General features: G+C 66.5%; 28 protein-coding genes and 2 tRNA genes. 15 read left to right on the plus strand and 15 right to left on the minus strand.

What is annotated here, in order from left to right; genetic code table 11:
• Positions 1-4: 4 nt before the first annotated feature.
• A complete protein-coding gene (locus SJY41_RS09400; protein WP_380781109.1) occupies positions 5-346 on the minus strand; it encodes an L-rhamnose mutarotase in 342 nt (113 codons plus the stop codon).
• Between the two features lie 112 nt (positions 347-458).
• Here SJY41_RS09400 and SJY41_RS09405 point away from each other — a divergent pair, with 112 nt between their 5' ends.
• Genes SJY41_RS09405 through fucP form a run of 5 tightly spaced genes read left to right on the plus strand, consistent with a single transcriptional unit; the run spans position 459 to position 5,385 of the window.
• The gene (locus tag SJY41_RS09405; protein WP_380781111.1) at positions 459-1,199 is read left to right on the plus strand and encodes an SDR family oxidoreductase; all 741 of its coding nucleotides are present in this window, start codon (positions 459-461) and stop codon (positions 1,197-1,199) included.
• A 10-nt stretch (positions 1,200-1,209) separates the two neighbouring features.
• Positions 1,210-2,055 carry a fumarylacetoacetate hydrolase family protein gene (locus SJY41_RS09410; RefSeq protein ID WP_380781114.1) on the plus strand — a complete coding sequence of 282 codons (846 nt, stop codon included), beginning with the start codon at positions 1,210-1,212 and terminating at the stop codon, positions 2,053-2,055.
• The gene (locus SJY41_RS09415; RefSeq protein WP_380781116.1) at positions 2,052-3,329 is read left to right on the plus strand and encodes an L-fuconate dehydratase; all 1,278 of its coding nucleotides are present in this window, start codon (positions 2,052-2,054) and stop codon (positions 3,327-3,329) included. The genes SJY41_RS09410 and SJY41_RS09415 overlap by 4 nt, the downstream gene beginning before the upstream one ends.
• Positions 3,326-4,078, plus strand: coding sequence for an SDR family oxidoreductase (locus tag SJY41_RS09420; protein WP_380781118.1), 753 nt, complete (start codon positions 3,326-3,328; stop codon positions 4,076-4,078). Before SJY41_RS09415 ends, SJY41_RS09420 begins: the two co-directional genes overlap by 4 nt.
• A gap of 29 nt (positions 4,079-4,107) precedes the next feature.
• A complete protein-coding gene (gene fucP / locus SJY41_RS09425) occupies positions 4,108-5,385 on the plus strand; it encodes an L-fucose:H+ symporter permease (RefSeq protein ID WP_380781119.1) in 1,278 nt (425 codons plus the stop codon).
• Between the two features lie 207 nt (positions 5,386-5,592).
• On the opposite strand, the gene lldD is transcribed toward fucP, so the two are convergent.
• Positions 5,593-6,726, minus strand: coding sequence for an FMN-dependent L-lactate dehydrogenase LldD (gene lldD, locus SJY41_RS09430; protein WP_380781121.1), 1,134 nt, complete (start codon positions 6,724-6,726; stop codon positions 5,593-5,595).
• 164 nt (positions 6,727-6,890) lie between these two features.
• Here lldD and SJY41_RS09435 point away from each other — a divergent pair, with 164 nt between their 5' ends.
• Both SJY41_RS09435 and SJY41_RS09440 read left to right on the plus strand, forming a co-directional pair.
• Positions 6,891-7,778, plus strand: coding sequence for an IclR family transcriptional regulator (locus tag SJY41_RS09435; protein ID WP_380781123.1), 888 nt, complete (start codon positions 6,891-6,893; stop codon positions 7,776-7,778).
• Between the two features lie 19 nt (positions 7,779-7,797).
• Positions 7,798-9,294, plus strand: a complete 1,497-nt coding sequence (locus SJY41_RS09440) for a GDSL-type esterase/lipase family protein (protein ID WP_380781125.1) — start codon at positions 7,798-7,800, stop codon at positions 9,292-9,294.
• Positions 9,295-9,369: 75 nt separating this feature from the next.
• Here the strand turns inward: SJY41_RS09440 and SJY41_RS09445 are convergent.
• Together SJY41_RS09445 and SJY41_RS09450 are read right to left on the minus strand one after the other, a co-directional pair.
• Positions 9,370-9,443: transfer RNA gene (locus tag SJY41_RS09445), tRNA-Gly, on the minus strand.
• A 134-nt stretch (positions 9,444-9,577) separates the two neighbouring features.
• Positions 9,578-10,084: a MarR family transcriptional regulator gene (locus tag SJY41_RS09450; protein WP_380781127.1), complete on the minus strand. Its 507-nt coding sequence runs from the start codon at positions 10,082-10,084 to the stop codon at positions 9,578-9,580.
• Between the two features lie 40 nt (positions 10,085-10,124).
• Here SJY41_RS09450 and SJY41_RS09455 point away from each other — a divergent pair, with 40 nt between their 5' ends.
• Together SJY41_RS09455 and SJY41_RS09460 are read left to right on the plus strand one after the other, a co-directional pair.
• Complete coding sequence (locus tag SJY41_RS09455; RefSeq protein ID WP_380781130.1) at positions 10,125-11,234, plus strand: branched-chain amino acid aminotransferase; 1,110 nt, start codon at positions 10,125-10,127, stop codon at positions 11,232-11,234.
• A 52-nt stretch (positions 11,235-11,286) separates the two neighbouring features.
• A tRNA-Gln gene (locus SJY41_RS09460) sits at positions 11,287-11,361 on the plus strand.
• Positions 11,362-11,376: 15 nt separating this feature from the next.
• Here the strand turns inward: SJY41_RS09460 and SJY41_RS09465 are convergent.
• From SJY41_RS09465 to SJY41_RS09485, 5 genes are all read right to left on the minus strand, one after another.
• A complete protein-coding gene (locus SJY41_RS09465; protein WP_380781132.1) occupies positions 11,377-12,180 on the minus strand; it encodes a pyrroline-5-carboxylate reductase family protein in 804 nt (267 codons plus the stop codon).
• Positions 12,177-12,680 carry a YbjN domain-containing protein gene (locus SJY41_RS09470; protein ID WP_380781134.1) on the minus strand — a complete coding sequence of 168 codons (504 nt, stop codon included), beginning with the start codon at positions 12,678-12,680 and terminating at the stop codon, positions 12,177-12,179. The genes SJY41_RS09465 and SJY41_RS09470 overlap by 4 nt, the downstream gene beginning before the upstream one ends.
• Before the next feature lie 100 nt (positions 12,681-12,780).
• Positions 12,781-13,056 (minus strand): accessory factor UbiK family protein, encoded by a 276-nt coding sequence (locus tag SJY41_RS09475; protein WP_380781136.1) that lies wholly within the window; start codon positions 13,054-13,056, stop codon positions 12,781-12,783.
• 28 nt (positions 13,057-13,084) lie between these two features.
• Entirely contained in the window at positions 13,085-13,603 is a 519-nt protein-coding gene (locus tag SJY41_RS09480; protein ID WP_380784097.1) for a TspO/MBR family protein, read from the minus strand.
• A 123-nt stretch (positions 13,604-13,726) separates the two neighbouring features.
• Complete coding sequence (locus tag SJY41_RS09485) at positions 13,727-14,491, minus strand: TlyA family RNA methyltransferase (RefSeq protein ID WP_380781138.1); 765 nt, start codon at positions 14,489-14,491, stop codon at positions 13,727-13,729.
• A 184-nt stretch (positions 14,492-14,675) separates the two neighbouring features.
• Here SJY41_RS09485 and SJY41_RS09490 point away from each other — a divergent pair, with 184 nt between their 5' ends.
• Positions 14,676-15,347: an RBBP9/YdeN family alpha/beta hydrolase gene (locus SJY41_RS09490; RefSeq protein WP_380781140.1), complete on the plus strand. Its 672-nt coding sequence runs from the start codon at positions 14,676-14,678 to the stop codon at positions 15,345-15,347.
• Between the two features lie 141 nt (positions 15,348-15,488).
• On the opposite strand, the gene SJY41_RS09495 is transcribed toward SJY41_RS09490, so the two are convergent.
• Both SJY41_RS09495 and dxs read right to left on the minus strand, forming a co-directional pair.
• Positions 15,489-15,656 (minus strand): hypothetical protein, encoded by a 168-nt coding sequence (locus tag SJY41_RS09495; protein WP_380781142.1) that lies wholly within the window; start codon positions 15,654-15,656, stop codon positions 15,489-15,491.
• Complete coding sequence (gene dxs / locus SJY41_RS09500; RefSeq protein WP_380781144.1) at positions 15,653-17,575, minus strand: 1-deoxy-D-xylulose-5-phosphate synthase; 1,923 nt, start codon at positions 17,573-17,575, stop codon at positions 15,653-15,655. The genes SJY41_RS09495 and dxs overlap by 4 nt, the downstream gene beginning before the upstream one ends.
• Before the next feature lie 93 nt (positions 17,576-17,668).
• Here dxs and SJY41_RS09505 point away from each other — a divergent pair, with 93 nt between their 5' ends.
• Positions 17,669-18,202, plus strand: coding sequence for a GNAT family N-acetyltransferase (locus SJY41_RS09505; RefSeq protein WP_380781146.1), 534 nt, complete (start codon positions 17,669-17,671; stop codon positions 18,200-18,202).
• On the opposite strand, the gene SJY41_RS09510 is transcribed toward SJY41_RS09505, so the two are convergent.
• Both SJY41_RS09510 and SJY41_RS09515 read right to left on the minus strand, forming a co-directional pair.
• Positions 18,199-18,666, minus strand: coding sequence for a Fur family transcriptional regulator (locus SJY41_RS09510; RefSeq protein ID WP_380781148.1), 468 nt, complete (start codon positions 18,664-18,666; stop codon positions 18,199-18,201). The genes SJY41_RS09505 and SJY41_RS09510 overlap by 4 nt on opposite strands.
• Positions 18,667-18,708: 42 nt before the next feature.
• A complete protein-coding gene (locus SJY41_RS09515; protein WP_380781150.1) occupies positions 18,709-19,092 on the minus strand; it encodes a MerC domain-containing protein in 384 nt (127 codons plus the stop codon).
• Positions 19,093-19,408: 316 nt separating this feature from the next.
• Between SJY41_RS09515 and SJY41_RS09520 the strand changes: the two genes are divergently transcribed.
• From SJY41_RS09520 to rpsI, 3 genes are all read left to right on the plus strand, one after another.
• Positions 19,409-20,464 (plus strand): COX15/CtaA family protein, encoded by a 1,056-nt coding sequence (locus SJY41_RS09520; protein WP_380784098.1) that lies wholly within the window; start codon positions 19,409-19,411, stop codon positions 20,462-20,464.
• A gap of 117 nt (positions 20,465-20,581) precedes the next feature.
• A complete protein-coding gene (rplM, locus tag SJY41_RS09525) occupies positions 20,582-21,061 on the plus strand; it encodes a 50S ribosomal protein L13 (protein ID WP_082441436.1) in 480 nt (159 codons plus the stop codon).
• Positions 21,061-21,618, plus strand: a complete 558-nt coding sequence (gene rpsI, locus SJY41_RS09530; protein WP_380781152.1) for a 30S ribosomal protein S9 — start codon at positions 21,061-21,063, stop codon at positions 21,616-21,618. The genes rplM and rpsI overlap by 1 nt, the downstream gene beginning before the upstream one ends.
• A 172-nt stretch (positions 21,619-21,790) precedes the next feature.
• Here the strand turns inward: rpsI and SJY41_RS09535 are convergent, their stop codons facing one another.
• Both SJY41_RS09535 and SJY41_RS09540 read right to left on the minus strand, forming a co-directional pair.
• Positions 21,791-22,777, minus strand: coding sequence for a polysaccharide deacetylase family protein (locus SJY41_RS09535; protein ID WP_380781154.1), 987 nt, complete (start codon positions 22,775-22,777; stop codon positions 21,791-21,793).
• The gene (locus SJY41_RS09540) at positions 22,774-24,678 is read right to left on the minus strand and encodes a histidine kinase dimerization/phospho-acceptor domain-containing protein (protein WP_380781156.1); all 1,905 of its coding nucleotides are present in this window, start codon (positions 24,676-24,678) and stop codon (positions 22,774-22,776) included. Before SJY41_RS09540 ends, SJY41_RS09535 begins: the two co-directional genes overlap by 4 nt.
• Positions 24,679-24,874: 196 nt before the next feature.
• Here SJY41_RS09540 and SJY41_RS09545 point away from each other — a divergent pair, with 196 nt between their 5' ends.
• Positions 24,875-25,342 (plus strand): Lrp/AsnC family transcriptional regulator, encoded by a 468-nt coding sequence (locus SJY41_RS09545; RefSeq protein ID WP_380781158.1) that lies wholly within the window; start codon positions 24,875-24,877, stop codon positions 25,340-25,342.
• The last annotated feature ends 3 nt before the right edge of the window (positions 25,343-25,345 follow it).

Below are 25,345 nucleotides of genomic sequence, written 5' to 3' on the forward strand. Positions count from 1 at the left end.
TGGATCAGCCGGCGGTCTGATCGGCGAGCGAGAAAATCCGCTCCATGACCGCCCATTTCGGTCCCGAGGGATCGAGTGGCTTCTGATAGGCGTCCATCTCCGCCTCCCACGACGCGATCACCGGCTGTACCGCGGGATCGGCGGCGCGCGGAAAATCCTCCTCGACCTCGGCGATCATCACGAGCCGGTCGGCGACCTGCCAGATCTCCATCTCTCGATACCCCCGCTGGACGATGTCGCGCACGACCTCGGGCCACACGGCGTCCGGCGCGTGTCGTTCGCGATAAGCGGCGATCAGCGCTGCGTCGGTGACCAGGTCGAGCGCGGTAACGATGCGGTACGTCACGGAAATCCCTTCGTAGCGGCGTATTCGTCAGACAATAGCGAACCCGCCCCTTTCCAAAAGCCACTTTGACTAATAAAACTGAGCCGAAGCATAACGACGCGCAGGAGATGGAATGAGACTGTCCGGCAAGACCGCGGTAGTGACCGCGGCGGCACAAGGCATCGGCCGCGCCACCGCAGAACGTTTCCGTGACGAGGGCGCACGGGTCTTCGCGCTCGACCGCGACGGCGATGCGCTGCAGGCGATCGACGGCGTCGACCGTCTCGTCGTCGACCTGCTCGACGCCAGCGCGATCGCCGCTTTGCCCACCACGATCGGCGACATCGACGTTCTCGCCAACGTCGCCGGCTTCGTTGCAGCGGGCGACATCCTGCAAGGCAGCGACGACGACTGGATGCTGTCGTTCGACCTCAACGTCCACGCGATGCACCGCATGACCCGCGCGTTCCTGCCGGGCATGCTGGCGCGGGGCGGCGGCGCGATCGTCAACATGAGCAGCATCGCATCGAGCGTGAAGGGCATCCCCAATCGCTACGCTTACGGCGCATCGAAGGCGGCGGTGGTCGGACTGACCAAGGCGATTGCCGCCGATTTCGTCGGCCGCGGAATTCGCTGCAACTGCGTGTGCCCGGGCACGATCGAGACCCCGTCGCTGCGCGAACGGATCGTCTCGCAGGCGGGGACGCAGGGCATTTCGGTCGGCGAGGCGGACGCGGCGTTCGTCGCGCGCCAGCCGATGGGCCGGCTGGGACGCGCCGAGGAGATCGCCGCGCTGTTCCTGTATCTCGCCAGCGACGAATCGAGCTTCACCACCGGCGCGGTCCACGTGATCGACGGCGGCTGGGTCAACTAAGGATCATCCGATGAAATTACTGCGTTACGGCCCGCGCGGCCAGGAAAAGCCCGGCATTCTCGATCAGGACGGCGCGATCCGCGCGCTGCCCGCGGAGCTGGGCGACATCGCCGGCGGCCTGCTGTCTCCCGAGGGCCTCGCGAAGATCGCCGCGCTCGACGTGACGACCTTGCCCAAGGTTGACGGCGCGCCGCGGATCGGGCCGTGCGTCACGCGCACCGGCAAGTTCATCTGCATCGGCCTGAATTATTCGGACCACGCCGCCGAGAGCAACATGGCCCTCCCCGCCGAGCCGGTCGTGTTCGGCAAATGGACCAGCGCGATCCAGGGCCCGAACGACGATGTCGAGATCCCGCGCGGCTCTGAAAAGACCGACTGGGAAGTCGAACTCGGCGTCGTCATCGGCACGCCCGGGCGCCATATCGCCGAGGAAGACGCGCTGTCGCATGTCGCTGGCTATTGCGTCGTCCACGACGTGTCCGAGCGTGCGTTCCAGCTCGAGCGTGGCGGCACGTGGGACAAGGGCAAGGGCTGTGACACGTTCGGGCCGATCGGTCCGTGGCTCGTCACCGCGGACGAGGTCGGCGATCCCCAAAAGCTGGGCCTGTGGCTCGAAGTCGACGGCCATCGCTATCAGGACGGCACGACCGCCAACATGATCTTCGACGTCGCCACGATCGTCTCCTACCTCAGCGACTTCTGCACGCTCGAAGCCGGCGACATCATCTCGACCGGTACGCCGAAGGGCGTTGGCCTCGGCCAGAAGCCGCCGGTGTATCTGCGCGCGGGCCAGACCGTGCGGCTTGGTATCGATGGCCTTGGCGAGCAGACGCAGACGATGGTCGCCGCCGCATGACGACCATCACCGGTCTGCGGACGATCGACCTTCGTTTCCCGACCAGCGCGGGGCTCGACGGCTCCGACGCGATGAACCCAGATCCGGATTACTCGGCCGCTTATGTGGTGCTCGACACGGATACGGACGGTCTTGAGGGTCACGGCCTGACCTTCACGATCGGCCGCGGCAACGACATCTGCGTCGCCGCGATCGAGGCGATGCGGCATCTCGTGATCGGGCTCGACCTCGACTGGATCATCGAGAATCCGGGGCGGATGTGGCGGCACCTGACCGGCGACAGCCAGTTGCGCTGGATCGGCCCCGACAAGGGCGCGATCCACCTCGCGACCGGCGCGGTCGTCAACGCGATCTGGGATTTGTGGGCGAAGGCGGTCGGCAAGCCGGTCTGGCGCCTCGTCGCGGACATGACGCCGGAGGAATTGGTCCGGACGATCGACTTCCGGTACCTGACCGATGCGATCACGCCGGAAGACGCTCTCACGCTGCTGACCAAGCGCGCGGAGGGCAAGGCCGCGCGGATCGCCGATCTCGAGGCGACCGGTTTCCCCTGCTACACGACGTCGGCGGGGTGGCTCGGCTATCCCGACGAAAAGCTGCGCCGGCTCGCGCAGGAAGCCGTCGACGCCGGGTTCGACTACATCAAGCTGAAGGTCGGTCGCGATCTCGAGGACGATATCCGTCGCCTCACGATCGCGCGCGAAGTGCTCGGGCCCAACCGGAAGCTGATGATCGACGCGAACCAGGTGTGGGACGTTCCGCAGGCGATCGAGTGGGTCAACGCGCTCGCCTTCGCCAAACCGTGGTTCATCGAGGAACCGACCAGCCCCGACGATATCCTCGGCCACCAGGCGATCCGCAACGCGATCGGCGAGGTGAAGGTCGCGACCGGCGAGATGTGCCAGAACCGCATCATGTTCAAACAGTTCATGGCGGCGGGCGCGATCGACGTCGTGCAGATCGACAGTTGCCGTCTCGGCGGCGTCAACGAGGTGCTGGCGGTGCTGCTGCTCGCGGCCAGGTACGACCTGCCGGTGTGTCCGCATGCCGGCGGCGTCGGCCTGTGCGAATATGTCCAGCATCTGTCGATGATCGACTATCTGTGCTTCTCCGGGACCAAGGAGGGGCGCGTGATCGAGTATGTCGACCATCTCCACGAGCATTTCGTCGACCCCTGCGTGATCCGTGACGCAGCCTACATGCCGCCGACGCTGCCGGGCTATTCGATCCAGATGAAGCCGCAGTCGCTGGTCGACTATCGGTTCGCCGGATGAAGCTCGGGCTCGACGGCAGGGTCGTGATCGTCACGGGTGGCGGGGCCGGTATCGGCCTCGCCATCGCGCGCGGGCTGGCCGAGGAAGGCGCGATCCCGGTGATCGTATCGCGGAGCGCACCCGACGATTTCGCGGCCGAGCATCTGTTCGTCGCCACCGAATTGTCCGACGACGATGCGTGCGCGGCGGCGGTCGAAGCGGCGGTCGCACGCTATGGCCGGATCGACGGGCTGGTGAACAATGCCGGTGCCAACGACAATATCGGGCTGGACCGAACGCCGGCCGAATTCCGCGCCTCGCTCGACCAGAACCTCGTCCATTATTTCGCGATGGCGCATCACGCGGTGCCGCATCTGCGCAAGACCGGCGGCGCGATCGTCAACATCTCGTCGAAGACCGCGGTCACCGGCCAGGGTGACACCAGCGCCTATGCCGCCGCCAAGGGTGCGCAACTGGCGCTGACCCGCGAATGGGCGGTCGCGCTGCGGGGCGACGGGATCCGCGTCAACGCGGTGATCCCGGCCGAAGTGATGACGCCGCTCTACCGGCGCTGGATCGACACGTTCGACGATCCGCAGGCCAAGCTCGACGGCATCGTCTCGCGCATACCGCTCGGCCACCGCATGACCGAGGACCGCGAGATCGCCGATACGGTGGTGTTCCTGCTGTCCGACCGGGCGAGCCATACGACCGGGCAATGGCTCTATGTCGATGGCGGCTATACCCATCTCGACCGTGCGATAGACTGACGAACAAAAACAAAATCAGGAGTGGAGCAATGCGCGGAACGACCGCCGACAGGAAATATGTGCCGGCGATCGTGCTGACGGTCGCTTTGTTCTTCCTCTGGGGGATGGCGAACAACCTCAACGACATCCTGATCGCGCAGTTCAAGAAGGCGTTCACGCTTTCGGATTTCCAGACGAGCTTCGTCCAGCAGGCCTTCTACATGGGCTATTTCCTGCTCGCGGTGCCGGCGGCGCTGGTGACGCGGGCGAAGGGCTACAAGACGGCGATCGTCACCGGGCTTGTCCTGTACGCCGCAGGTGCGCTGCTCTTCTATCCCGCCGCCCATTACGGCGAGTATCTGTATTTCCTCGCCGCGCTGTTCGTGATCGCGTGCGGGCTGGCGTTCCTCGAGACGTCGGCGAACCCGCTGATGACAGAACTGGGCGACCCGACGACCGCGGCCAAGCGGCTCAACTGGGCCCAGGCGGCGAACCCGGTGGGGACGGTCGCGGGCGTGCTGATCGGCAAGTATTTCATCCTGTCGGCGATCGTCCACGACGAGGCGACGGTCGCGGCGATGAGCCCGGCGGCGCGCGAGGCCTTCTATCGCAGCGAAGTCGTCGCGGTGCAGACCCCGTACCTGGTGATCGGCCTCGTCGTGCTGCTGTTCGCGGTCGCCGCCGCGGTGATCCGCTTTCCCGAGCATCGCGCCGAAGAGACCGTCGGCGCACCCTCGCGGTTCGTCGACGTGTTCCGGCACCCGCGGCTGATCTTCGCGACGATCACGCAGTTCTTCTACGTCGGCGCGCAGGTGGGGATGTGGAGCTACACGATCCGCTATGCGCAGGCGAACGTGCCCGGCATGGCCGAGCATGATGCCGCGGATTATCTGTTCGCCAGCCTCGTGCTGTTCGGGATCGGCCGGTTTGCCGGTACCGCTTTGATGGGCCGGATCGCCCCCCCTCGCCTGCTGGCGATCTTCGCGGTGGTGAGTGCCGTGCTGGCAGGCATCGCGGGCCTCGCCGGCGGGCAAATCGGGCTGTACGCGCTGGTTCTTGCCAGCCTGTTCATGTCGATCCAGTTTCCGACGATCTTCGCGCTCGGCATGGACGGACTCGGCCCGCTCCGTCGCGCGGGCGCGTCGCTGATCATCATGGCGATCATCGGTGGCGCGGTGCTGACCGGGCTGATGGGGCATATCTCCGACCTCGCCGGGATCGATACCGCGATGCTGGTACCGTCGGTGTGCTTCCTGGTGGTGCTGGCGTTCGCGGTGAAGGCCGGGCGGACGCTGTCGGGTGAGATGGTGCCACCGACGATCCACTGAGCAACGGAGCACCGCAAGGCAAAGACGGTTGGCAGGACCTCGCCACTAATCACCACCCCGGCGAAGGCCGGGCCCCAATTGGAAAGGCCGTCGTGACGTAGCGCGGCGCCCCGTTACCTCCGTCCCCCAATTGGGCCCCGGCCTCCGCCGGGGTGGTTGCCTTTGTTGGCGTGCGTGAGCGTCAAGCAAGCCTTGGGAGGACCCGCCTCAGACCAGAATACCCCGGTCGATCTCGGCGATAGACCGCACCCCCGTCAACGCCATCGCCACGCGCATCTCGCGCTCGATCAGCGTCAGCAATTGCGTCACCCCCGCCTCCCCCCGCGCCGCCAGCGCATACAGCCACGCCCGCCCCAACAGCACGCCGTCCGCCCCAAGCGCCAGCATCCGCACCACGTCGAGCCCCGACCGCACGCCCGAATCCGCCAGCACCGTCAGCTGCCCCTTCACCGCCTCCGCGATCGCCGGCAGTGCCGCCGCGCTCGACAGCACGCCGTCGAGCTGCCGCCCGCCATGGTTCGACACGACGATCCCGTCCGCGCCGATCGCCGCCGCCTCGCGCGCGTCGTTGGGATCGAGGATGCCCTTGATGATCAGCGGTCCGTCCCAGCCTTCGCGGATCCATTCGAGATCCTTCCACGCGATCGACGGATCGAAATTGCTGCCGAGCCAGCCCATGTAATCGTTCAGTCCGCTCGCCTTGCCCAGCACCGGCTCCAGATTGCCGAGCTGGTGCGGTCGCCCGCGCAAGCCCACGTCCCACGCCCAGCCGGGACGGCCCATCGCCTGCAGCATCCGGCGCAGCGGTGCGCGCGGGCCCGACATCCCCGAATGCTGATCGCGGTAGCGCGCGCCCGGCACCGGCATGTCGACCGTGAAGACCAGCGCCTTCGCGCCTTGCGCCTTAGCCGTGGCGAGCAGATCGCGCATGAACGCGCGGTCGCGGATGACATAGAGCTGGAACCAGGTCGGGCCGGTCGGCGCAGCCTTCACCACCTCGCCCAGTGAACAGAGCGAGACCGTGGACAGGCAGAACGGCACGCCCGCGGCATGCGCGGCCCGCGCCGCCTGCGTCTCGCCACGACGATGGTACATGCCCGCGATCCCGACCGGCCCGAGCCCGAGCGGCAGCGCTTGATGCTGGCCGAACAGCGTCGTCGACAGATCGAGATCGGACACGTCGCGCAGGACCCGCTGGCGCAGCGCGATCCCCGACAGGTCGCTGACGTTGCGCGCCAGCGTCGCCTCCGCATAGGAGCCGCCATCGGCATAATCGAACAGGAAGCGCGGCAGGCGCCTACGGGCCGCCTCGCGGAAATCGAGCGTCGATGCGATCGTCATGCAGCGTCTCCCATATTATGCACATCGATCCCGAAATCGCGGCGTATGGCCTCCCCTAGCAAGCCAATACCTAGGGCAGCAACTTTCAGATATGAAAGATTGCTGTATCGGCGCGCGGCGCTTGCGGCATAAGGTTTGCGCCTACAACCACGATCGCCTCAGTCATGTCCGCTCCCCAGTACCAGCAACAGCCGCAATCCCAGCCGGACACCGACAGCGCCGGCCCGCGCATCTATTCGGCACCGGCGCTGGAGAAGGCGATCGACATCATCGAGCTCCTCGCGACCGAGCCCAGTGGCCTGACCGTCAGCGAAATCGCCAACCGCCTTGTGCGCTCGATCAGCGAGCTCTTCCGCGTGATCGTCGTGCTCGACCGCCGCGGTTGGCTGCACAAGGACGCGGCGAGCGATCGGTACCGGGCGACCTACAAATTGCTGGAGACCGCGCACCGCGCGACGCCGGCGCAGGAACTGACGCATGTCGCCGCGCCGCTGATGCAGGCGCTGTCGGCGACCGCGATGCAGTCCTGCCACTTGGTCGTCGTCAACGGCGTCGAGGGTCTCATCATCCTGCGCCAGGAAAGCCCCGGACCGACCGGCTTCGCGGTGCGGCTCGGGACCAGCATCGCGCTGGCGACGAACTGCTCGGGGCACGTCCTGCTCGCGTTCATGACTGAAGAACGACGCGCGACTGTCCTGGAATCGACCGGCACGCCGAGCGACGACGCTGCCAGCGCCGAACTCGATGCCCGGCTTGCCGCGACCCGCGAGCGCGGACACGAACGGATCCAGAGCGCCCGCATCGCCGGCGTCTCCGACATGAGTTGCCCGATCTTCGGCTATGACGGCCAGGTCGTCGCCGCGCTGACCGTGCCGTTCCTGGAGGTCATCGACGAAACGCCGCACATCTCGGCGGACGAAGCGCTGCTCGCGCTGAAAAGCACCGCCGTGCAGATTTCCCAAGCGCTGGGCTGGTACGACCCTGCCACCGCGCCCCTCAATCCCAGCCTGTCCGTCGCGGCGCCCCCGAAACGCAGACGAACGGCTTCATGACACCGACTGGACCCATCTTATGACATTTCGCACCGCGTCCCTGTGGCTGGCGCCCGCGCTCCTCCTCGGTACGGCGGCGGCGACGCCAGCCCGGCCGGCATCCGGTGGAACGACGCTGGCCGTTGCGGCGAGCGACCGCCTCGATCAGCGCTGGTGGGCAGATCGTCACGCGGCGATCCTGGCGACCGTTGCGAAACGCCCAGATTCCACAGTCGTTCTGATCGGCGATTCGATCACCAACAATTACGACAAGGCGACGCCGCCGGACGAGAATTTCGCGCCGACCTGGGCGACGTTCTACGCCCCGCGCAACGCGCTCAACCTCGGGTTCAGCGGCGACACCACGGCGAACGTCCTCTGGCGTCTCCGGCACGGCGAGATAGCGGGGCTGCATCCGAAGGCGGTCGTCCTGCTGATCGGTACCAACGACACCAACGGTGCCGGTCAGACCGCCGCGCAGACGCAGGCCGGGATCGATGCCGTGGTCGACGAACTGGAGCAGCGGCTGCCCGAAACGAAGATCCTGCTGCTGGGGCTGCTGCCGAGCGGGATAACGCCGGCGAAGTCGGCGACCGATGCCGCCGTCAACGCCTATCTCGCGCGGCGCTATGCGGTCGATGCCCGGGTCGCCTATCTCGATATCGGGACGGTCTTCGGAAAACCGGACGGCACGCTGAACGGCGCGCTGTTCTACGACCCCCGCCTGCCCCAGCACGGCAAGCCGTTGCATCCCGACACGGTCAGCCAGCGCATGATGGCGGAGGCGATCGAACCGACCCTGGCCAAGCTGATCGGCGAGCCGCCGCGCGTGCGGTTGCCGGCGATGACCGACATCAATACCGCGATCATCCCGGTGCCGAAGCTCGAGACCGATTCCTACGACTGGTACGCGCGGCATGCGGAGGTGCTCGCGCTGAAGGGCATGAAGCCGCGCGTCGTCATGATCGGCGATTCGATCACGCATTTCTGGGCGGGCGCACCAGCCGCCGCGCGCGTCAGTGGTGCGCAAGCCTGGCAAAGGGCCTTCGGGTCGACGCCGGTCGCCAATCTCGGCTTTGGCTGGGACCGGACGCAGAACGTGTTGTGGCGGCTGCGCGCCGGGGAATTCGACGGCATGACGCCGGAATGGGTGGTACTCAACATCGGCACCAACAACCTGACCGGTACCGACAATGCGCGAGCCAGCACGCCGGCCGAAGTCGCGGCGGGGGTCGACGCGATCGTAAGGGACGTCCGCGCCCGGTCGCCGCGCAGTCGCATCGCGGTCATGGCGATCTTCCCGCGCGGCGACACGCCCGCCGATCCGTTGCGGGTGGCGATCGCGCAGACCAACCGGCTGCTCGCCGCCCGCTACGCGCAGGATGGCGGCATTCGCTACATCCACATCGGTGCAGGGTTCCTGAAGCCGGACGGCAGCCTGAACCGCACGCTGCTGCCCGACGGGACGCATCCCGACGAAGCGGGCTATGGCCTTTGGGCGGATGCGTTGGCGAAGGCCGGGATAGCGCAGCGCTGAGACGAGGCCGCCCTTCGTATCAGGCGGAGGGCGGCGGCGCGCTCTTGGCGACGACCCCGAGTATCAGCAGAAGAATGGAGCGGGTGAAGGGAATCGAACCCTCGTCACTTGCTTGGGAAGCAAAAGCTCTACCATTGAGCTACACCCGCGTCACGGCGATCTCTGCCGTACGGTACGCGTTGCGAACCGGCTCTCGATCGAGCGCCGAGTGCCACAACCCTGGTCGCGACGTCAACGGAAATTGTCCCGCCAGCCCGGTCTTCCGCCGCCGATATGCGCGTTGCTAGCTGCGCAGGCCGAAGACCTGCGATCGATCCGCCTCGGGGACCAACCCCTCCAGCACTGCCCAGAATCCCGACACCGCGCTCTGCCCCGCATTCGCATAGGCCGCAGCCATCCGCACCCGAGCCGCCTCGAAAAGCTCGCGTTCCATCTTCGAGCCCTCGGCGGTCAGGCGCAGCAACCGCTGGCGCCGATCGCGCTCGCCCGGCCGGGTCTCGACCAGCTTGCGCTCCGCCAGTTCGTTCAAAACGCGGCCCAGCGACTGCTTCGTGATCGCCAGCAACGACAGCAATTCGCTGACCGTCATGTCGGGCCTGCGCGCGATGAAATACAAGGCACGATGATGCGCGCGACCCAGCCCCTCCTCGGCAAGTCCCTGGTCGATCGACCGGGTCAGGTGGCTATAGCCGAAATACAACAGCTCCATGCCGCGGCGGAGTTCGGGTTCGCGGAGGAACAGGGGTGAAGCAGACGACGCTGTGGCAGGCATGTTGACCGGTTTAGACATCGCCCGTAGTCGTCGGCAACCCGCCACGAGAGAGAATTCGATGTCCGCTTCAGCTTTTGCGCCGACCTCCGCCTTCCGGCACGAACAGAATGCGACTCCGGTCGAGGCGAACGAGCGGGCTAAACGGCTGATCGATCCGGGGTTCGGCCGGGTCTTTACCGATCACATGGCGATGATCCGCTATAGCGATGCCGAGGGCTGGCACGACGCGCGCATCACCGCACGCGCGCCGCTGACGATCGATCCCGCCTCGTCGGTGCTGCATTATGCGCAGGAGATCTTCGAGGGGATGAAGGCGTACCGGCTGGCCGATGGCGGTACCGCGCTGTTCCGCCCTGAGGCTAACGCGCGCCGTTTCCAGGATTCGGCGCGGCGTCTGGCGATGCCCGAACTGCCCGAAGACCTGTTCCTCGAATCGGTCGAGCGGCTGGTCAGGACCGATGCGAACTGGATCCCCGACAGCGATGGCGGCGCACTGTACCTGCGGCCGTTCATGTTCGCCTCCGAAGTGTTCCTGGGCGTGAAGCCGTCGTCGGAATATCTGTACATGGTGCTCGCCTCGTCGGTCGGCGCCTATTTCAAGGGTGGCGCGCCGACCGTTTCGATCTGGGTGAGCCAGCATTACACGCGGGCAGCGCAGGGTGGCACCGGTGCCGCCAAATGCGGCGGCAACTACGCCGCCAGCCTGCTCGCGCAGTCCGAGGCGATCCGCAACGGCTGCGACCAGGTCGTCTTCCTCGACGCCGCCGAACGCCGCTGGGTCGAGGAACTCGGCGGCATGAACATCTTCTTCGTATTCGATGACGGCAGCATGGCCACGCCGGCCCTGACCGGCACGATCCTGCCCGGCATCACGCGGGATTCGATCCTGACGCTCGCCCGCGCGCAGGGCATCACCGTGCGCGAAGAGGCGTATTCGATCGACCAGTGGCGCGCCGATGCGGCGAGCGGCCGGCTGGTCGAGGCGTTCGCCTGCGGCACCGCGGCGGTGGTGACGCCGATCGGTACCGTGGCGAGCCCGGAGGGGCGCTTCACGATCGGCAGCGGCGGCCCCGGACAGATGACCATGCGGATGCGCGACGCGCTCGTCTCGATCCAGCGCGGTACGGCACCGGACGAAAACAACTGGCTGCATCATCTTGCCGATTAAGCCTCGGAAGGGCTTTTCACATCCGGCGGCCCCGCTATAAGGCCGCCTCTGTTGGGGCGTCGCCAAGTGGTAAGGCAGCGGCTTTTGATGCCGCCATGCGCAGGTTCGAACCCTGCCGCCCCAGCCAATTCTCTATCCAGACCTAGCGCGCGGCGGCGGCCATTTCGGCGTTGCGGCGTTCCGATGCGGCGAGCGTCGCGGTCAGCAGCGTGACGAGCGCATCGTCGCGGTCGAGGACGTTCATGCCCTCGCGGGTCGATCCGCCCGGGCTGGCGACGCGGTCGGCGAGCACGGCGGGTGATACGTCCGCAGCGGCGGCCATTATCGCGGCGCCTTCGAGCGTGGCGATGGCGAAGCGGGCGGCCTGGTCTGCAGGCAGACCGAGCGCGGCGCCCGCGCTGGCAAGCGCGTCGGCGAACCGGAACACGAAGCCCGGGCCACATCCTGCGAGCGCCGTGACCGCGTCGAAATGCGCTTCGTCGGCGATCCATTCGTAATGACCGAGCGGGGCCGCGAAGGCTTCTGCCGCGGCGATCGCCGCGTCCGACGCGCCGACCGTGTAGAGCGACGTTACGCCCTTGCCGATCGCGACCGGCAGATTGGGCATCGCGCGCACGATCGTGTCGGCGGTAAACCGGTTGGACAAAGCCGCGTGATCCACGCCCGCCAGGATCGAAAGCAACAGCGCCGGCGCACCCCGCAGCGGCTCCAGCAAGGCTTGCGCGGCGTCGATCTGCTGCGGCTTGAGCGCGAGCATCAGCGTGGCGGGCGCCGCTTCGTCGGGAAGCGCGGTCAGCGAGCGGACGCCCTCGGGGGCGCCCTTGCCGCTTCGGGTGATCACCGTCACGCTTGCCGGATCGAGCCCGGCCGCGATCCAGCGCCGCAGCATCGCGCCACCCATGTTGCCGCAACCGATCAGCCAGATCGGCCCCACCGGGACGCTCATGCCTCGCCGTGCGTTTCGATCAGCGCCGCCGCAATCGCGTCCTTGGGCGTCTTCCCGCCCCACAGCACGAACTGGAATACCGGGTAGAAGCGCTCGCATTCCTCGATCGCCGACTCGACCAGAAGTTCCGCCGCCTCGAGCGACATCGTCCCGTCATCGCCGCCATCGACCATCGCCGCGTGCCGGAACAACAGGACGCCACTGGTCGACCAGAGTTCGAAGTGACCGATCCAGAGCTGTTCGTTGACCAGCCCCATCGTCTCGTAGACCGCGTGCCGGCGCTCATCGGGGACCTTGATGTCGGGAAACGCCAGGAATTGCAGCACGCTGTCGTCGTCGCGCCACAACGCCCGCAATTCATACGTCGTCCAGCTCCCTTTGACGGTCGCGACGATCTCGTCCTCGTGACGCTCATGCTCCCAGCCATGCGCGGCATAGTAGCTTTCGAGCATGTCGATCGGGGCGGCGTCTTCGTGGTCGTGGTCTACTTGGTCGAGCATCATAGGGTCCTGGCGGTCCTTATCGCACGACAAGGGGTGCCGAGGCAAAAACGCCACGGCAACCCCGTTGGTCCCGATTCTGCGGAAAACTGTGGAAAAGTCAGTCGACCGACGCCTCGGCCGGCGCATTTACCGTCGATTTCGCTTCGAGCGCGTCCAGACGTGCCTTCAGCACATCGTTTTCGTCGCGTGCGGCTGCGGCCATCGCCTTGACCGCGTCGAACTCTTCGCGGCTGACAAAGTCGAGCCCGCCGAGCCATTCGCGCGCCCGTTCGCGGGCACCCGAGCCGGCTTCGCGACCCACGCCAGCAAGCGTACCGGCCGCGCCGTTCAAGACCTTGACGATATCGTCGTACACGCGGTTTTCGGACTGCATTGCTTCAAATTCCCGTACGATCAGTTCGTCACAGCATTTGGGACGTATGACCGGCGGGTGCAAGGGTCTCGGCACCGGGGTTCAATCGGCCGATGCTGAACGCGAGCACGCCCGCAAAGCTGATCCAGACCATATACGGGACCATCAGCCACGCAGCGGCCGGCCGGATCCGCGCGAACACGACGGTCGCGGCGATCGACAGCGCGAGCATCGCGACGATGACCAGTACCGACGCGCCGATCCGGTGAGCGCCGAAGAACATCGGCGTCCAGGCAAGGTTGAGGGCGAACTGCGCGACGAACACCGCGACGGCGAGGCCGCGCAGACGGGCTCCCCGTGCGTTCAGGATCATCGCGAGCGCAAGACCGATCAGGATGTAGAGCGTCGTCCAGGCGACCGGAAACACCCAGCCAGGTGGCGTCAGCGCGGGCTTGGCGAGCGCGACGTACCAGGCGTTCTCACTGCCGACTGCGACGGATCGACCGGATACAAAGCCAAGCAACAGGATCAGCGGGACGGTCACGACCGCCCAGCGGAGGAACGACATCCTCAACTGGCCCTTCGAAGCGATACCGCCCACACACGTCCTTCCGTCTCTACGCGGCCACGTCCTGGCGCGCATTTGGCGGTGCGTAAACCGTGCTTGCGCGACAATCGTTCCGCTAGTGGTTCATTCCGGCACGACGGGCGGCGGCAGATCGCCGTCATGACGCGCCGCGATCAGGAATTCGACATTACCCTCGGGTCCGGTGATCGGGCTCTCGACCACGCCCTCGACGTGCCAGCCCTGCCCCGTCAGCCATTCCGCCACCTCGTCGCAGACCCGCTGGTGGATGGCCGGGTCGCGGACGACACCGCCCTTCCCCACTTCGCCGCGGCCCGCCTCGAACTGTGGCTTCACCAGCGCCATCAACCGCGCATCGGGCTTGGCGAAGGACATCGGCCGTTCGAGCACCTTCGCCAAGCCGATGAAGCTCGCATCGCAGACGATCAGGTCGATGGGCTCGGGGATATGGACGGACGTGAGGATCCGTGCGCTGGTCTGTTCGTGGACGACGACGCGCTCGTCCTGCCGGAGCGACCAGGCGAGCTGGTTGGTGCCGCTGTCGACCGCGTACACTTTGGTTGCGCCGCTCTTCAGCATGACGTCGGTGAAGCCGCCGGTCGAGGAGCCAACGTCGACCGCGACCGCGCCGGTAACGTCCCAGCCGAAGTGCGCGAGGCCGTGGGCGAGCTTGATGCCGCCGCGCGAGACCCAGGGGTGGTCGCGCCCGCGAACATCGAGGAGGACGTCATCGGGCAGCGTCTGACCGGGCTTGTCGACCTTCTTCGTTCCCGCGAACACGAGGCCCGCCATGATCAGCGCCTGCGCGCGCGTCCGCGACTCGACCAGCCCTCTGTCGACCAGCATCTGGTCTGCACGTACCTTCACCATGGCGTGCGTATCGCCGTCCGATCCGATTGCCGCAAGCTGCCTTCCTTTCGCCGCAATGCCATTGCCTACCGAATGAGTAGGATTACGTTCAGGGCATGGGATCGTGACCGGATGGCGTACCCTAGAGCGTCTTCGGCCACGCTCCCAACCTCGAAGAACGAGGTTTTGGAGAAGGAGAAGTGCTGTGGGTAGTTTCGCACCGTATGATTCCGTCCAGCCGACGATCCTGACCGTACCGGGGCTTGGTGGATCGGGTCCTTCGCACTGGCAGACGTTATGGGAAGACGCGCGGCCCGACACGGTCCGTGTCGAGCTCGGCATGTGGAACACGCCGCACCGCAACGCCTGGGTGACGCGACTGGACGAGGCTATCCGGCAGGCACAGGCGCCGGTAATCCTCGCCGCGCATAGCCTCGGGTGCCTCGCGGTGGCGTGGTGGGCGGAACTCAGCCCCCAGCCTTACGGATGGCCGGTTGCCGGCGCGTTGCTGGTGGCGCCGGCCGATGTCGATCGTGGCGGCGCACAGGCCGAGCTGAAGGGCTTCTCGCCGACGCCGCGGACGCCGTTGCCGTTTCCGTCGATCGTGGTGGCGAGCAGTGACGATCCCTGGGTGACGCCAGAGCGCGCGCATAGCATGGCGGCGGACTGGGGGAGTCATTTCGTCGACGCAGGGCCGCAGGGCCATCTGAATGCCGCGAGTGGGATTGGCTGGTGGCGTGAAGGGCAGGACTTGCTGGAGCGCGTCATCGCGGCGAGTGGCGATGGTCGGGGGCAGGCTTTGCCGCCAAGCAAAGCGCGGTCGATTCTCGCGGTGAGCGCCACGGATGCCGCGCAGACGCACTATCTGGGTGGGTGAAGTCGCCCCCAACGGACCACCCCGGCGAAGGCCGGGGCCCAACTGGGGGACGTCGCTAACGGAGCGCCATCCTCGATTACTGCGACCTCACCAATTGGGCCCCGGCCTCCGCCGGGGTGGTGCCTACCTACCAAAGTGTGCTCAAGAAATCCGAGAACCGTCCTCATCGAACAGTTCGGGGTTCGCCGCTTGCTCGGCCTTCGCCGCAGCCAAGCCACCCCTCATCCGCCGCCACATCGCAATATTCAACGACACCATCACGATCACCGCCAGCGCAATGATCGCGATGCCCTTGGTCGGCCCGGTCATGCGCGCGCTTCGGCGACCCCGCCCGAATTGTGGCGGAGCGCTTTCAACACGGTATCGACCAGCGCGGTCGCGTCGAGTCCGGCTTCGGCATACTGGATTTCGGGCTTGTCCTGATCCTGGTACACGTCGGGCAGACGCAGCGTGCGCAGCTTGAGCCCACCGTCGATCAAGCCCTCGTCAGACGCCATCGTCAGCACGTGTGCGCCAAAACCACCGACCGAATTCTCCTCGATCGTCACCGCGACCTCGTGCGTCGTCAGCAGCTTGCGGATCAGGTCGACGTCGAGCGGCTTGGCGAAGCGGAGATCCGCTACCGTCGTGCTCAGCCCCTTGGCTTCAAGAACCTCGGCAGCCTTGAGCGCTTCCTCGAGCCGAGTGCCGAGCGACAGGATCGCGACGGTCTTGCCCTCGCGCACGACACGCCCCTTGCCGATCTCAAGCAGTTGCGGAGTCTCGGGCAGCGCGACGCCGGTGCCGTTGCCGCGCGGATAGCGCAATGCGATCGGGCCGGTATCGTACTGCGCCGCAGTGTGCGTCATGTGGACGAGCTCGGCCTCGTCCGCCGCCGCCATCACGACGAAGTTCGGGAGCGTCGCCAGGTAGGTGACGTCGAACGACCCGGCATGAGTCGCACCGTCCGCACCGACCAGTCCCGCGCGGTCGATCGCAAACCGCACCGGCAGGTTCTGGATCGCGACGTCGTGCACGACCTGGTCGTATGCGCGCTGGAGAAACGTCGAGTAGATCGCGCAGAACGGCCGCATGCCCTGCGCGGCGAGCCCGGCGGCGAAGGTCACGCCGTGCTGTTCGGCGATGCCGACGTCGAAGAACCGGTCGGGATACGCCTTGGCGAACGCATCGAGCCCGGTGCCAGACGGCATCGCCGCGGTGATCGCGCAGATCCGCGGATCTTTGGCGGCCTCGGCGACGAGCTGCGCGCCGAACACGTTCTGGTATTGCGGCGGGCCCGGCGGCGCCTTGGTCTGCACGCCGGAGATCACGTCGAACTTCTGCACGCCGTGATATTTGTCCGCGGCCGCCTCGGCGGGCGCGTAGCCCTTGCCCTTCTTGGTGACGACGTGGACGAGGATCGGCCCCTCCTCGGCATCGCGGACATTTTCGAGCACCGGTATCAGGTGTTCGAGGTTATGCCCGTTGATCGGCCCGACATAATAGAAGCCGAGTTCCTCGAACAGCGTGCCGCCCATCGTCATGCCGCGCGCGAACTCGTCGGTCTTGCGCATCCCGCTCGCAATCGGCTTCGGCAGCCGGCGGGCGAGCTTGCGCGCCAGATCGCGGAAGCCGAGGAACTCGCGGCTCGACACGATGCGCGACAGGTACGCGGACAACCCGCCGACCGGTGGCGCGATCGACATGTCGTTGTCGTTGAGGATCACGACCAGCCGGTTGCCGGCCTGCTCGGCGTTGTTCATCGCCTCGTACGCCATGCCTGCCGACATCGCGCCGTCGCCGATCACGGAGATGCCCTTGCCGGGCGTGCCGGCGATCTTGTTGGCGACCGCAAAGCCCAGTGCCGCCGAGATCGAGGTCGACGAATGCGCCGCGCCGAACGGATCGTATTCGCTCTCGCTACGCTTGGTGAAGCCACTGAGCCCACCACCCTGACGCAGCGTGCGGATCCGATCGCGGCGCCCGGTGAGGATCTTGTGCGGATAGCATTGGTGACCGACGTCCCACACCAATCGGTCGCGCGGCGTGTCGAAGACATAGTGGATCGCGGTCGTCAGCTCGACCACGCCGAGGCCCGAGCCGAGATGACCGCCGGTGGTCCCGACCGCGGAAATCGTCTCGGTACGCAGTTCGTCGGCGAGCTGGCGGAGCTGGTCGGGGCGCAGCTTGCGGAGGTCGGCGGGAGTCGAAACGGTATCGAGCAGCGGTGTCGAAGGGAGGTCGGCCATCCCAATCGCTTAAAGCAGCGCGCGTATCGTGTCGATTGTTACCGTCGCATTGCGGTAGTATTCCCACTGAAATTGCTCGGGATCTGCACGACTATGGACTTTACGCACCGTGTTGCCGTCGCAGCGGACATCCCGGCGATCGCGACGCTGATGGCGCGGGCGATCGGATCGTTGCAAGGGGACTTCCTTACCCCGGCGCAGGTTACGGCAAGCCGCGCGGTGATGGGCCTCGATACGCAGTTGATCGCCGATGGGACGTATCTGCTGGTCCATGCAGCGGATGGGCGGCTTGCCGGGTGCGGCGGCTGGAGCCGACGGGCTACGCTCTATGGCGGCGATCACAGCACCGCGTTGCGCGATTCGGCCCTGCTGGATCCTGCATGCGATGCGGCGCGGATCAGGGCGATGTACACCGATCCCGACTTCACGCGACGGGGCGTTGGTCGCCTGGTCCTGTCCGTTTGCGAGGCGGCGGCGCGCGATGCCGGGTTCGAACGAGCGGAGATGATGGCGACGCTGGCGGGCGAGCCGCTCTACCGGGCGGGCGGCTATCTGCCGATCGAACGGATCGAGACGCCGGGCGACGTACCGGTGCCGATGATCCGGATGGGCAAGGCGCTGGTCTAGTTCGCTTCGCAGTCCGCGCAGCGTCCGCGGACCTCGATCACCGGGCGGACCGGCGAGAAGCCGGCGGCAACGGCAGCGTTGCGGACGCCGCGCGTGATCACGTCGTTGTCCAGGTGCGTCGTCTGGCCGCATGAGTCGCAAACCAGGAAGATACAGTCGTGCAGGCAATCCGGATGCGCGTTGGCGACATAGGCGTTGGCGCTCTCGACCCGGCGCGCGAGGTTCGCGCCGACGAACAGGTCGAGGATGCGGTACACGCTATTGGCCGCTACCCGGCGACCTTCGGATTTCGAGACGGCCTCGGCGATGTCGTAGGCAGACGCCGGTTTCTCGAAGCTCGACAGCGCCGCGAAGACGCTGGCACGCATCGTCGTCCACTGCTCGCCGGCTTTTTCGAGCGTCATCTGCGCCGCGACTGTGAGGTCGGCGCCTTGCGGTTCGGTGTGGTTGTGGGCGTGCGCCATGCTGGATGAAGTAGGATGCCGGAGGGTTTCCAGCAACCCGGCTCAGGTATCGGCGCGACGATTGAGATCGTGGCCGAACGCGAGCAGGCCGACGCCGACGATGGTCCACAATGTTTCGCCGCCGCCGCTGTCATGCGGCAGCGTCATCGCACCGGCCATGATGCCGAGGCCGAGCGACCCCATCGCCGCCGGCATCATATAGCCGTGATGCAGCACGCCGCGCCCAAGTGCGAGCGCGCCGAGGCCGATCGCGATCGTCAGGCCGACTTCGTGGAAGATCGGATCGAGCAGGAAGCCGCCTGCGGTCGACATCAACGCGACCAGCACCGACGTCGCGAGGCAATGCACCATGCAAAGCCCGGAAAGACCGATCGCATAGCGGTCGAGACCGGCGAAGCGGTGCGTATGGGTGGCCGAGGGCGTCATCGTCCGTCGGATATAGCCGCCTCGTTGAAAGGATACAACATCACATGGCGGATTTTTCTACGGGTGTTGGAGCAGGCGTCTGGATGTTGATTCGACGCCCATGGGTTCGAGCTTCGCTCCGTTAGGAACCCTTCGTCCCTCCTTGTTTGCCCGCGAAGGCGGGGACCCGGCCTGGGCTCCCGCCTCCGCGGGAGAACATGGGAGTAGAGAGCTCCCGTTGCTGGGCGTCCTCGAACCACCGTCGGTCGAGCAACATGAAGCAACGGCGCATCACGAAGCGATGGCGCCGCGCCCTTCGCCAGCGTATTATCAGGCCATGCTTCAACCCAGCGCTGCCTTCCTCACCAAAGCCCGTCCCCGCAACGTCGCGACCTGGCTGTTCATTGTCGCCGGCTTGATCGTCGCGATGGTGGTGATCGGCGGGATCACGCGGCTGACCGAATCGGGGCTTTCGATCACGCAGTGGAAGCCGATCAGCGGCGTCATCCCACCGCTGAACGACGCGCAGTGGCAAGCCGAGTTCGCGAACTACAAGCGGATCCCCGAATATGCCGCGTTCAACGCCGATATGACGTTGAGCGGGTTCAAGGCGATCTTCTTCTGGGAATATCTCCACCGGCTTCTCGGACGCGTGATCGGCCTCGCGTTTGCCGCACCACTGATCTGGTTCGCGGTGCGCAAGCGGATCCCGGTCGGGTACGGCTGGCGCTTGTCGGCGCTGCTGGCGCTCGGTGCGTTCCAGGGCGCGATCGGCTGGTGGATGGTCGCGTCCGGGCTGTCGGTACGGACCGATGTCAGCCACATTCGACTCGCCGTCCACCTGCTGACCGCGCTGACGATCCTCGCGGGGATCGTGTGGACCGCGCTCGACCTGATGGCGTTGCACCGTGATCCGCTTGCCGCCCCAGCCCGCATGGCGCCCGTCGCGATCCTCGCGCTCGCGCTGCTGTTCGTGCAGCTCGTCTATGGCGCGTTTACCGCCGGGCTCGATGCGGGATACGCCTTTGCGAGCTGGCCATTGATGGGCGACACCCTGTTCCCCGAGGGCGTGCCGATGGTGAACCCGGCGTGGAGCAACGCGGTCGACAACCCGATCGTCGTGCAGTTCATCCATCGCTGGTTCGCCTTCGCGGCAGCGACGGGGCTCATATGGCTGGCCGTCAAGGCGACCAAGACCGGCAGCAGCGCAGGGTTCTTCGTCGTCGGGTTGGTCACCCTGCAGATCATGCTCGGCATCGCCACCTTGATGACGGGCGTGCAGATCCATGTCGCGGTCGCGCACCAGGCCAACGCCGCGCTACTGTTGATCGCGGCGATCTTTGCCGCCCATGCCCTCGGCACTGCACCCCGAACACGGCGACAGGTATCATAATACCCGTCAGGAAACTGGCGGAATGCTTGACTTGATAAGCCTCTTTCAGCATTAGGCCGGCATTCGCGGCATCCGGATTCGGGGCCGCGTGCATTCAATCTGGAAGGTCTAACGCCCATGAAGGCGCTCATGAAGACCACCAAGTCGGCAAAGCCGGCAGAGGTGGACAAGCAGTGGCATATCGTCGACGCAGAAGGTCTCGTCGTCGGTCGTGCCGCATCGATCATCGCCAACGTCCTGCGCGGCAAGCACAAGGTGTCGTTCACCCCGCATGTCGATTGCGGTGACAACGTCGTCGTGATCAACGCCGACAAGATCCGCTTCACCGGCAACAAGGCCGCGAAGAAGATCTATTACAAGCACACCGGTTACGCCGGCGGCATCAAGGGCATCACTGCCGCCAAGGTCCTCGATGGCCGCTTCCCGGAGCGTGTTCTCGAAAAGGCCGTCGAGCGCATGATCCCGCGCGGCCCGCTGGGTCGTGAGCAGATGCGCAACCTGCGCATCTTCAAGGGCACCGAGCATCCGCACGAGGCACAGAACCCTGCCGTGCTCGACATCGGCAGCATGAACCGCAAGAACAAGGTGGGCGCATAATGTCCGACAACCGCCAGTCGCTCGCCGATCTCGCGAGCCTGACCAACCAGCCCGCGCCGGCTGCCCCCGCTGAGCAGACTCTGCCGACCAGCGAAGGCGATATCGCAGCGCCGGTCTCGAACGAGCCCGTCCGCGAGCCGATGCCGCTGCGCGAGCAGATCCTCGACAAGCAGGGCCGCGCCTATGCGACCGGCCGTCGCAAGGACGCCGTCGCACGCGTCTGGGTCAAGCCCGGCACCGGCAAGATCACGATCAACGGTCGTGACCAGGAAGTGTATTTCGCACGTCCGACGCTGCGCCTCGTCATCAACCAGGTGTTCGGGATCACCGAGCGCGAAGGTCAGTACGACGTCGTCTGCACCGTCAAGGGCGGTGGTCTTTCGGGCCAGGCCGGCGCGGTCAAGCACGGCATCAGCCAGGCCCTGACCCGCTTCGAGCCGGTGCTGCGCGCAACGGTCAAGGCAGCAGGCTTCCTGACCCGCGACAGCCGCGTCGTCGAGCGCAAGAAGTACGGCAAGGCGAAGGCCCGTCGCAGCTTCCAGTTCTCGAAGCGCTAAAGTCTCTTACAGTATCTGCGTATCAGAAGGGCGGTCCGGCAACGGGCCGCCCTTTCTCGTTGGCGTCCGGAGGCAATCGGCCCGGAGGAGCCCGGTTCACGCAGACGCATCGGCCGGCGCGAATGTTCGCTTGCGTCACCGGGAATGCCCGGGACGCGCCTATCGACACCGTTCAGGCAAGCGCCGTGATGATCTCGTCAAGCGACGCATTGCGTATGCCGCGCCGATCGAGCGCGTCGAGCATGGTCGTCCACCAGGCGTGGAAGCGCTTCAGGTCGGCTGCATCGCGTACGTACGGGGTATGGCCGGGCGCTAAGGACGGCGAATGGAACGACAGGTTCAGCAACCGGAGGCCTTCGCCATCCGCGACCGCCACGGCCTCTAGCGCGGCCTCGATCGGCATGTCCTCCGGCGTGAGTGCTATCCTGGACAGAAGCCCGGCGCGCGCGAACGCGCCCCTGCCCTTCGGCACGCGGCCCAGCGCACGATACAGGCCGGCTCCGCCCCGCCGCGCGCAACCGGTGAAGATCGTCGTCAACGGCAGCTCGACGATGCCGCCGACGCGGTACGCCCGCGCGTCCGCCATCGTGAAGTCGGGGCCGCCGTCGGCGCGGTAGTCATAGCCGGGGCGGATCGAGCTATCGATGCGGTACCCCAGCTCGGCCAACACCGCGAAACTGTGAGGGCCGATGCCGTATCGCCCCGCACGATAGGCACGCGGCCGGGTGCCGAACGCCTCTGCGATCGACGCCGTGAGCATTTCGAGCTTGGCAGCCTCCAGCGAACGCGGGAGGTTACCCGGATAGCTCGACGCCGCCGTAACCTCCTCGTCGAACGGCGGGCTGACCCAGGCGTGCAACTGCGTACCGATTTCCGATCGACCGTCCTCCAGCACGCGCGACAGGATGGCGACCGAGGCCGGGTCGGTCGCGATCGGATGGTCGATCAGGCAGGTCAGGGCGACGCCGCGCTCGGCGAACCGACCATGCGCAGCAGGAAACGCGGCCATCGCGGTCGTCGCGCGGTTACGCCGATCCAGCGGCGCACGCCAGTCGAACTCCTCCTCGACATCGACGAAGACGGTAAACCGCGTCCCGAACGGGTCGGGCCAGACGACGCGCTCCGCGTCGGTCGGCCGGGACGGGGTATACGCGCTCACCGTTGTTCGTCGGCAACCCGCTCCACCGCGCGATCTTCTACCGCCGGGAGTTGCAGCGTCAGCCGCTCCGGGCCGATACCGAGCATGCCGCCCAACTCGACCGCGAGGTTCTGCGCAAGCCGGAGCGCGAACCCGGTCCCGAGGAGCGGCGCGCCGTCGGAGTGGTTGTCCTGTTCGACGTCTATGCTCAGCAGAATGTCGGCGGTATGCGCGGCAAGCGCGGCGGGACGGTCGAACTCGATCGAGATAGTGCTGCCGGCGGGGCGTGCGACGATCCCGATCTGCTCCCCCTGACGACCCGCCGATACGAGCGCCGCCAGCAGGCGACCGACGAGGCGTTCCACCGCGCGATCGTCGCCGAGTATCTCGCAGTCGCCGTCCGGCATGGCGATCAGCAGCGTCGCGCCACGCAGCGTTGCCAGCGGCTGCAGATCGCGCGTCACCCGGTCGAGCAAGGGACCGACGGGCACGGTCGTCGCACGCAGATCGAGCGCACGGCCTTCGATCCGCGCTGCGGTGTCGAGATCGTCGATGGCAGCGAGCAGATCGCCGGCCTGCGTGCGGATCGTCGTCGCACGCTCGCGGTAGGTCGGCGAGACCGGCCCGAGCAGCTGGGTCTCGATCAGTTCGGCAAAACCGGCGATCGCATTGGTCGGCGTGCGCAGTTCGTGGACGAGCTGGCGCAGCGCATCCGATACGGGCGAAGACACCGTATGCTGAAGCTCCGCGGTCTCATCGCGGCGGGGACGACGCGCAATCCCGCGAAATCCGGTAAATCGTCCCGAGTCGTGATCGAACACCGGGACACCGGAGACGCGCCACGATCCGAACGCATCGGACAGGCCGCCGACCTCGAGCCGCGCGTCGCTGAACCGCGAGCGGCGCCGGAAAGCACCCGCGGCGACCCCGTCGAGCTGCACTTCGCCCTGCTTGGCGGCATAAGCGAGCGACACGCCGATCAGCGCGGCGCGCGCGACGCCGTCGACCATGCGGATCGTCCCCTGCGCATCCGTCTCATAGCGAAAGCCTTCGGTTTCGGCGGGAGTCGCGGCCGGTACCGCGTCCTCGACCGTGCGATCGCGATTGAACGCCTCGATCCGCGCGACGAGGTCGGAAATCTCGAACCGCGTCGCGTCCGCGGAGGATGGCGGCGCAGGAACGGGCGGGGCGGCGGCGGCCAGTTCGGCATGGCGCAGCGCCTCGGCAACGAACGGCAGGCCACGGGCAACCACGCCCAGGGCGAGAAAAGGCGTCTCGCTGAGCGGCGCGTCCAACACGGGCGCCGCGACCGAAACCGGTACTGGTGGGGATGCGAGCGCAGAGACGACTGGCGTTTCGGTCGCAGGTACCGGATCCGGTGCCTGCGTTGGCGCCGCCGAAGCGACGGGTCCGCGATCCGACTCGATAGGGTGTTCGACGGCCAGAGCTCGCTGCGCCAGATCCTCTGATACCGCAGGTTCGAGCGGAATGTCCGGCGTAGGCAGGATGAAGTCGATCGGACCGAAGCTCTGCAGCCCGCGCTGGACTGCCGGCGGCAAGTCGCGACGGTGGCGCAGGACGGAGCGGCTGGCCGGCGCGAGACGTGGCAGCAGCGCGAGCCAGTCATCGGCATCGAGCGTCGCCGTCCGCAGTACGGGCGCCGCGATTGCCAGGTCGTCCTCGGCAAAGAAACCGACGAGGCGGGCGTCCGGCTGGGCAAAGGCGAGCGCGCGGGCGCTGGCGGCACGAACCTGGACCGGTACGGCCTGTCGCAACAGACGCAGGCGCGCGATCGCCGGTTCGTCGACCGCCGCCCTGCCCCTGCCCATCAGGTCGACCAGTTGACGCCACGCGGACTGCGCGCCGAAACTGGTGGCCATGTCGGCGGCGAGGATCGTCTTAAGGCTATCGTCGAACCGCACATCATTCCCCGGATAGGATGGAACCTATCATGCTCTCCGTACCGATTCCTTAACGGCGCGAACTCGGGGAAGGAACAGCGCATTTCGGACCCAAAAGGTTCGTCGCAATGTGGGACAATTGCGTTTCGCCGCAACAATCTTATCGCTATGGGGAATCATTCGCTTGCTTTGCGGCGTTCATCGGGAGTTGCGTGAAATGAGTTTTGACCGGATCGATCGTCAGATCCTGTCGCTGCTGCAGGCCGACGGTCGGATGACCAATGTCGACCTGGCCGACCAGGTGGGGCTTACCGCACCGCCCTGCCTGCGCCGCGTGCGTGCGCTCGAGGAAGCCGGCGCGATCCGCGGCTACCACGCCGATCTCGACGCCAGCCAGTTGGGCTTTCCGATCACGGTGTTCGCGATGGTATCGTTGCGCAGCCAGGCCGAGCACGATCTGGCAGCCTTCGAGCATCACATCGCGAACATTCCGGAAATCCGCGAGTGCCACATGCTCAACGGCGAGATCGACTTCATCCTGAAGATCGTCGCGCCGGACCTGAAAAGTTTCCAGGAGATCCTGACGACGCACCTGACGCCCGCGCCCAACGTGGCAAGCGTCAAGACGTCGCTGACGATCCGGACCGCCAAGGCGCTGTCGGGAATACCGGTGGTCGTCGACTAACCG

It is taken from the genome of Sphingomonas sp. R86520 (assembly GCF_042466285.1).
Lineage (GTDB): Bacteria > Pseudomonadota > Alphaproteobacteria > Sphingomonadales > Sphingomonadaceae > Sphingomonas.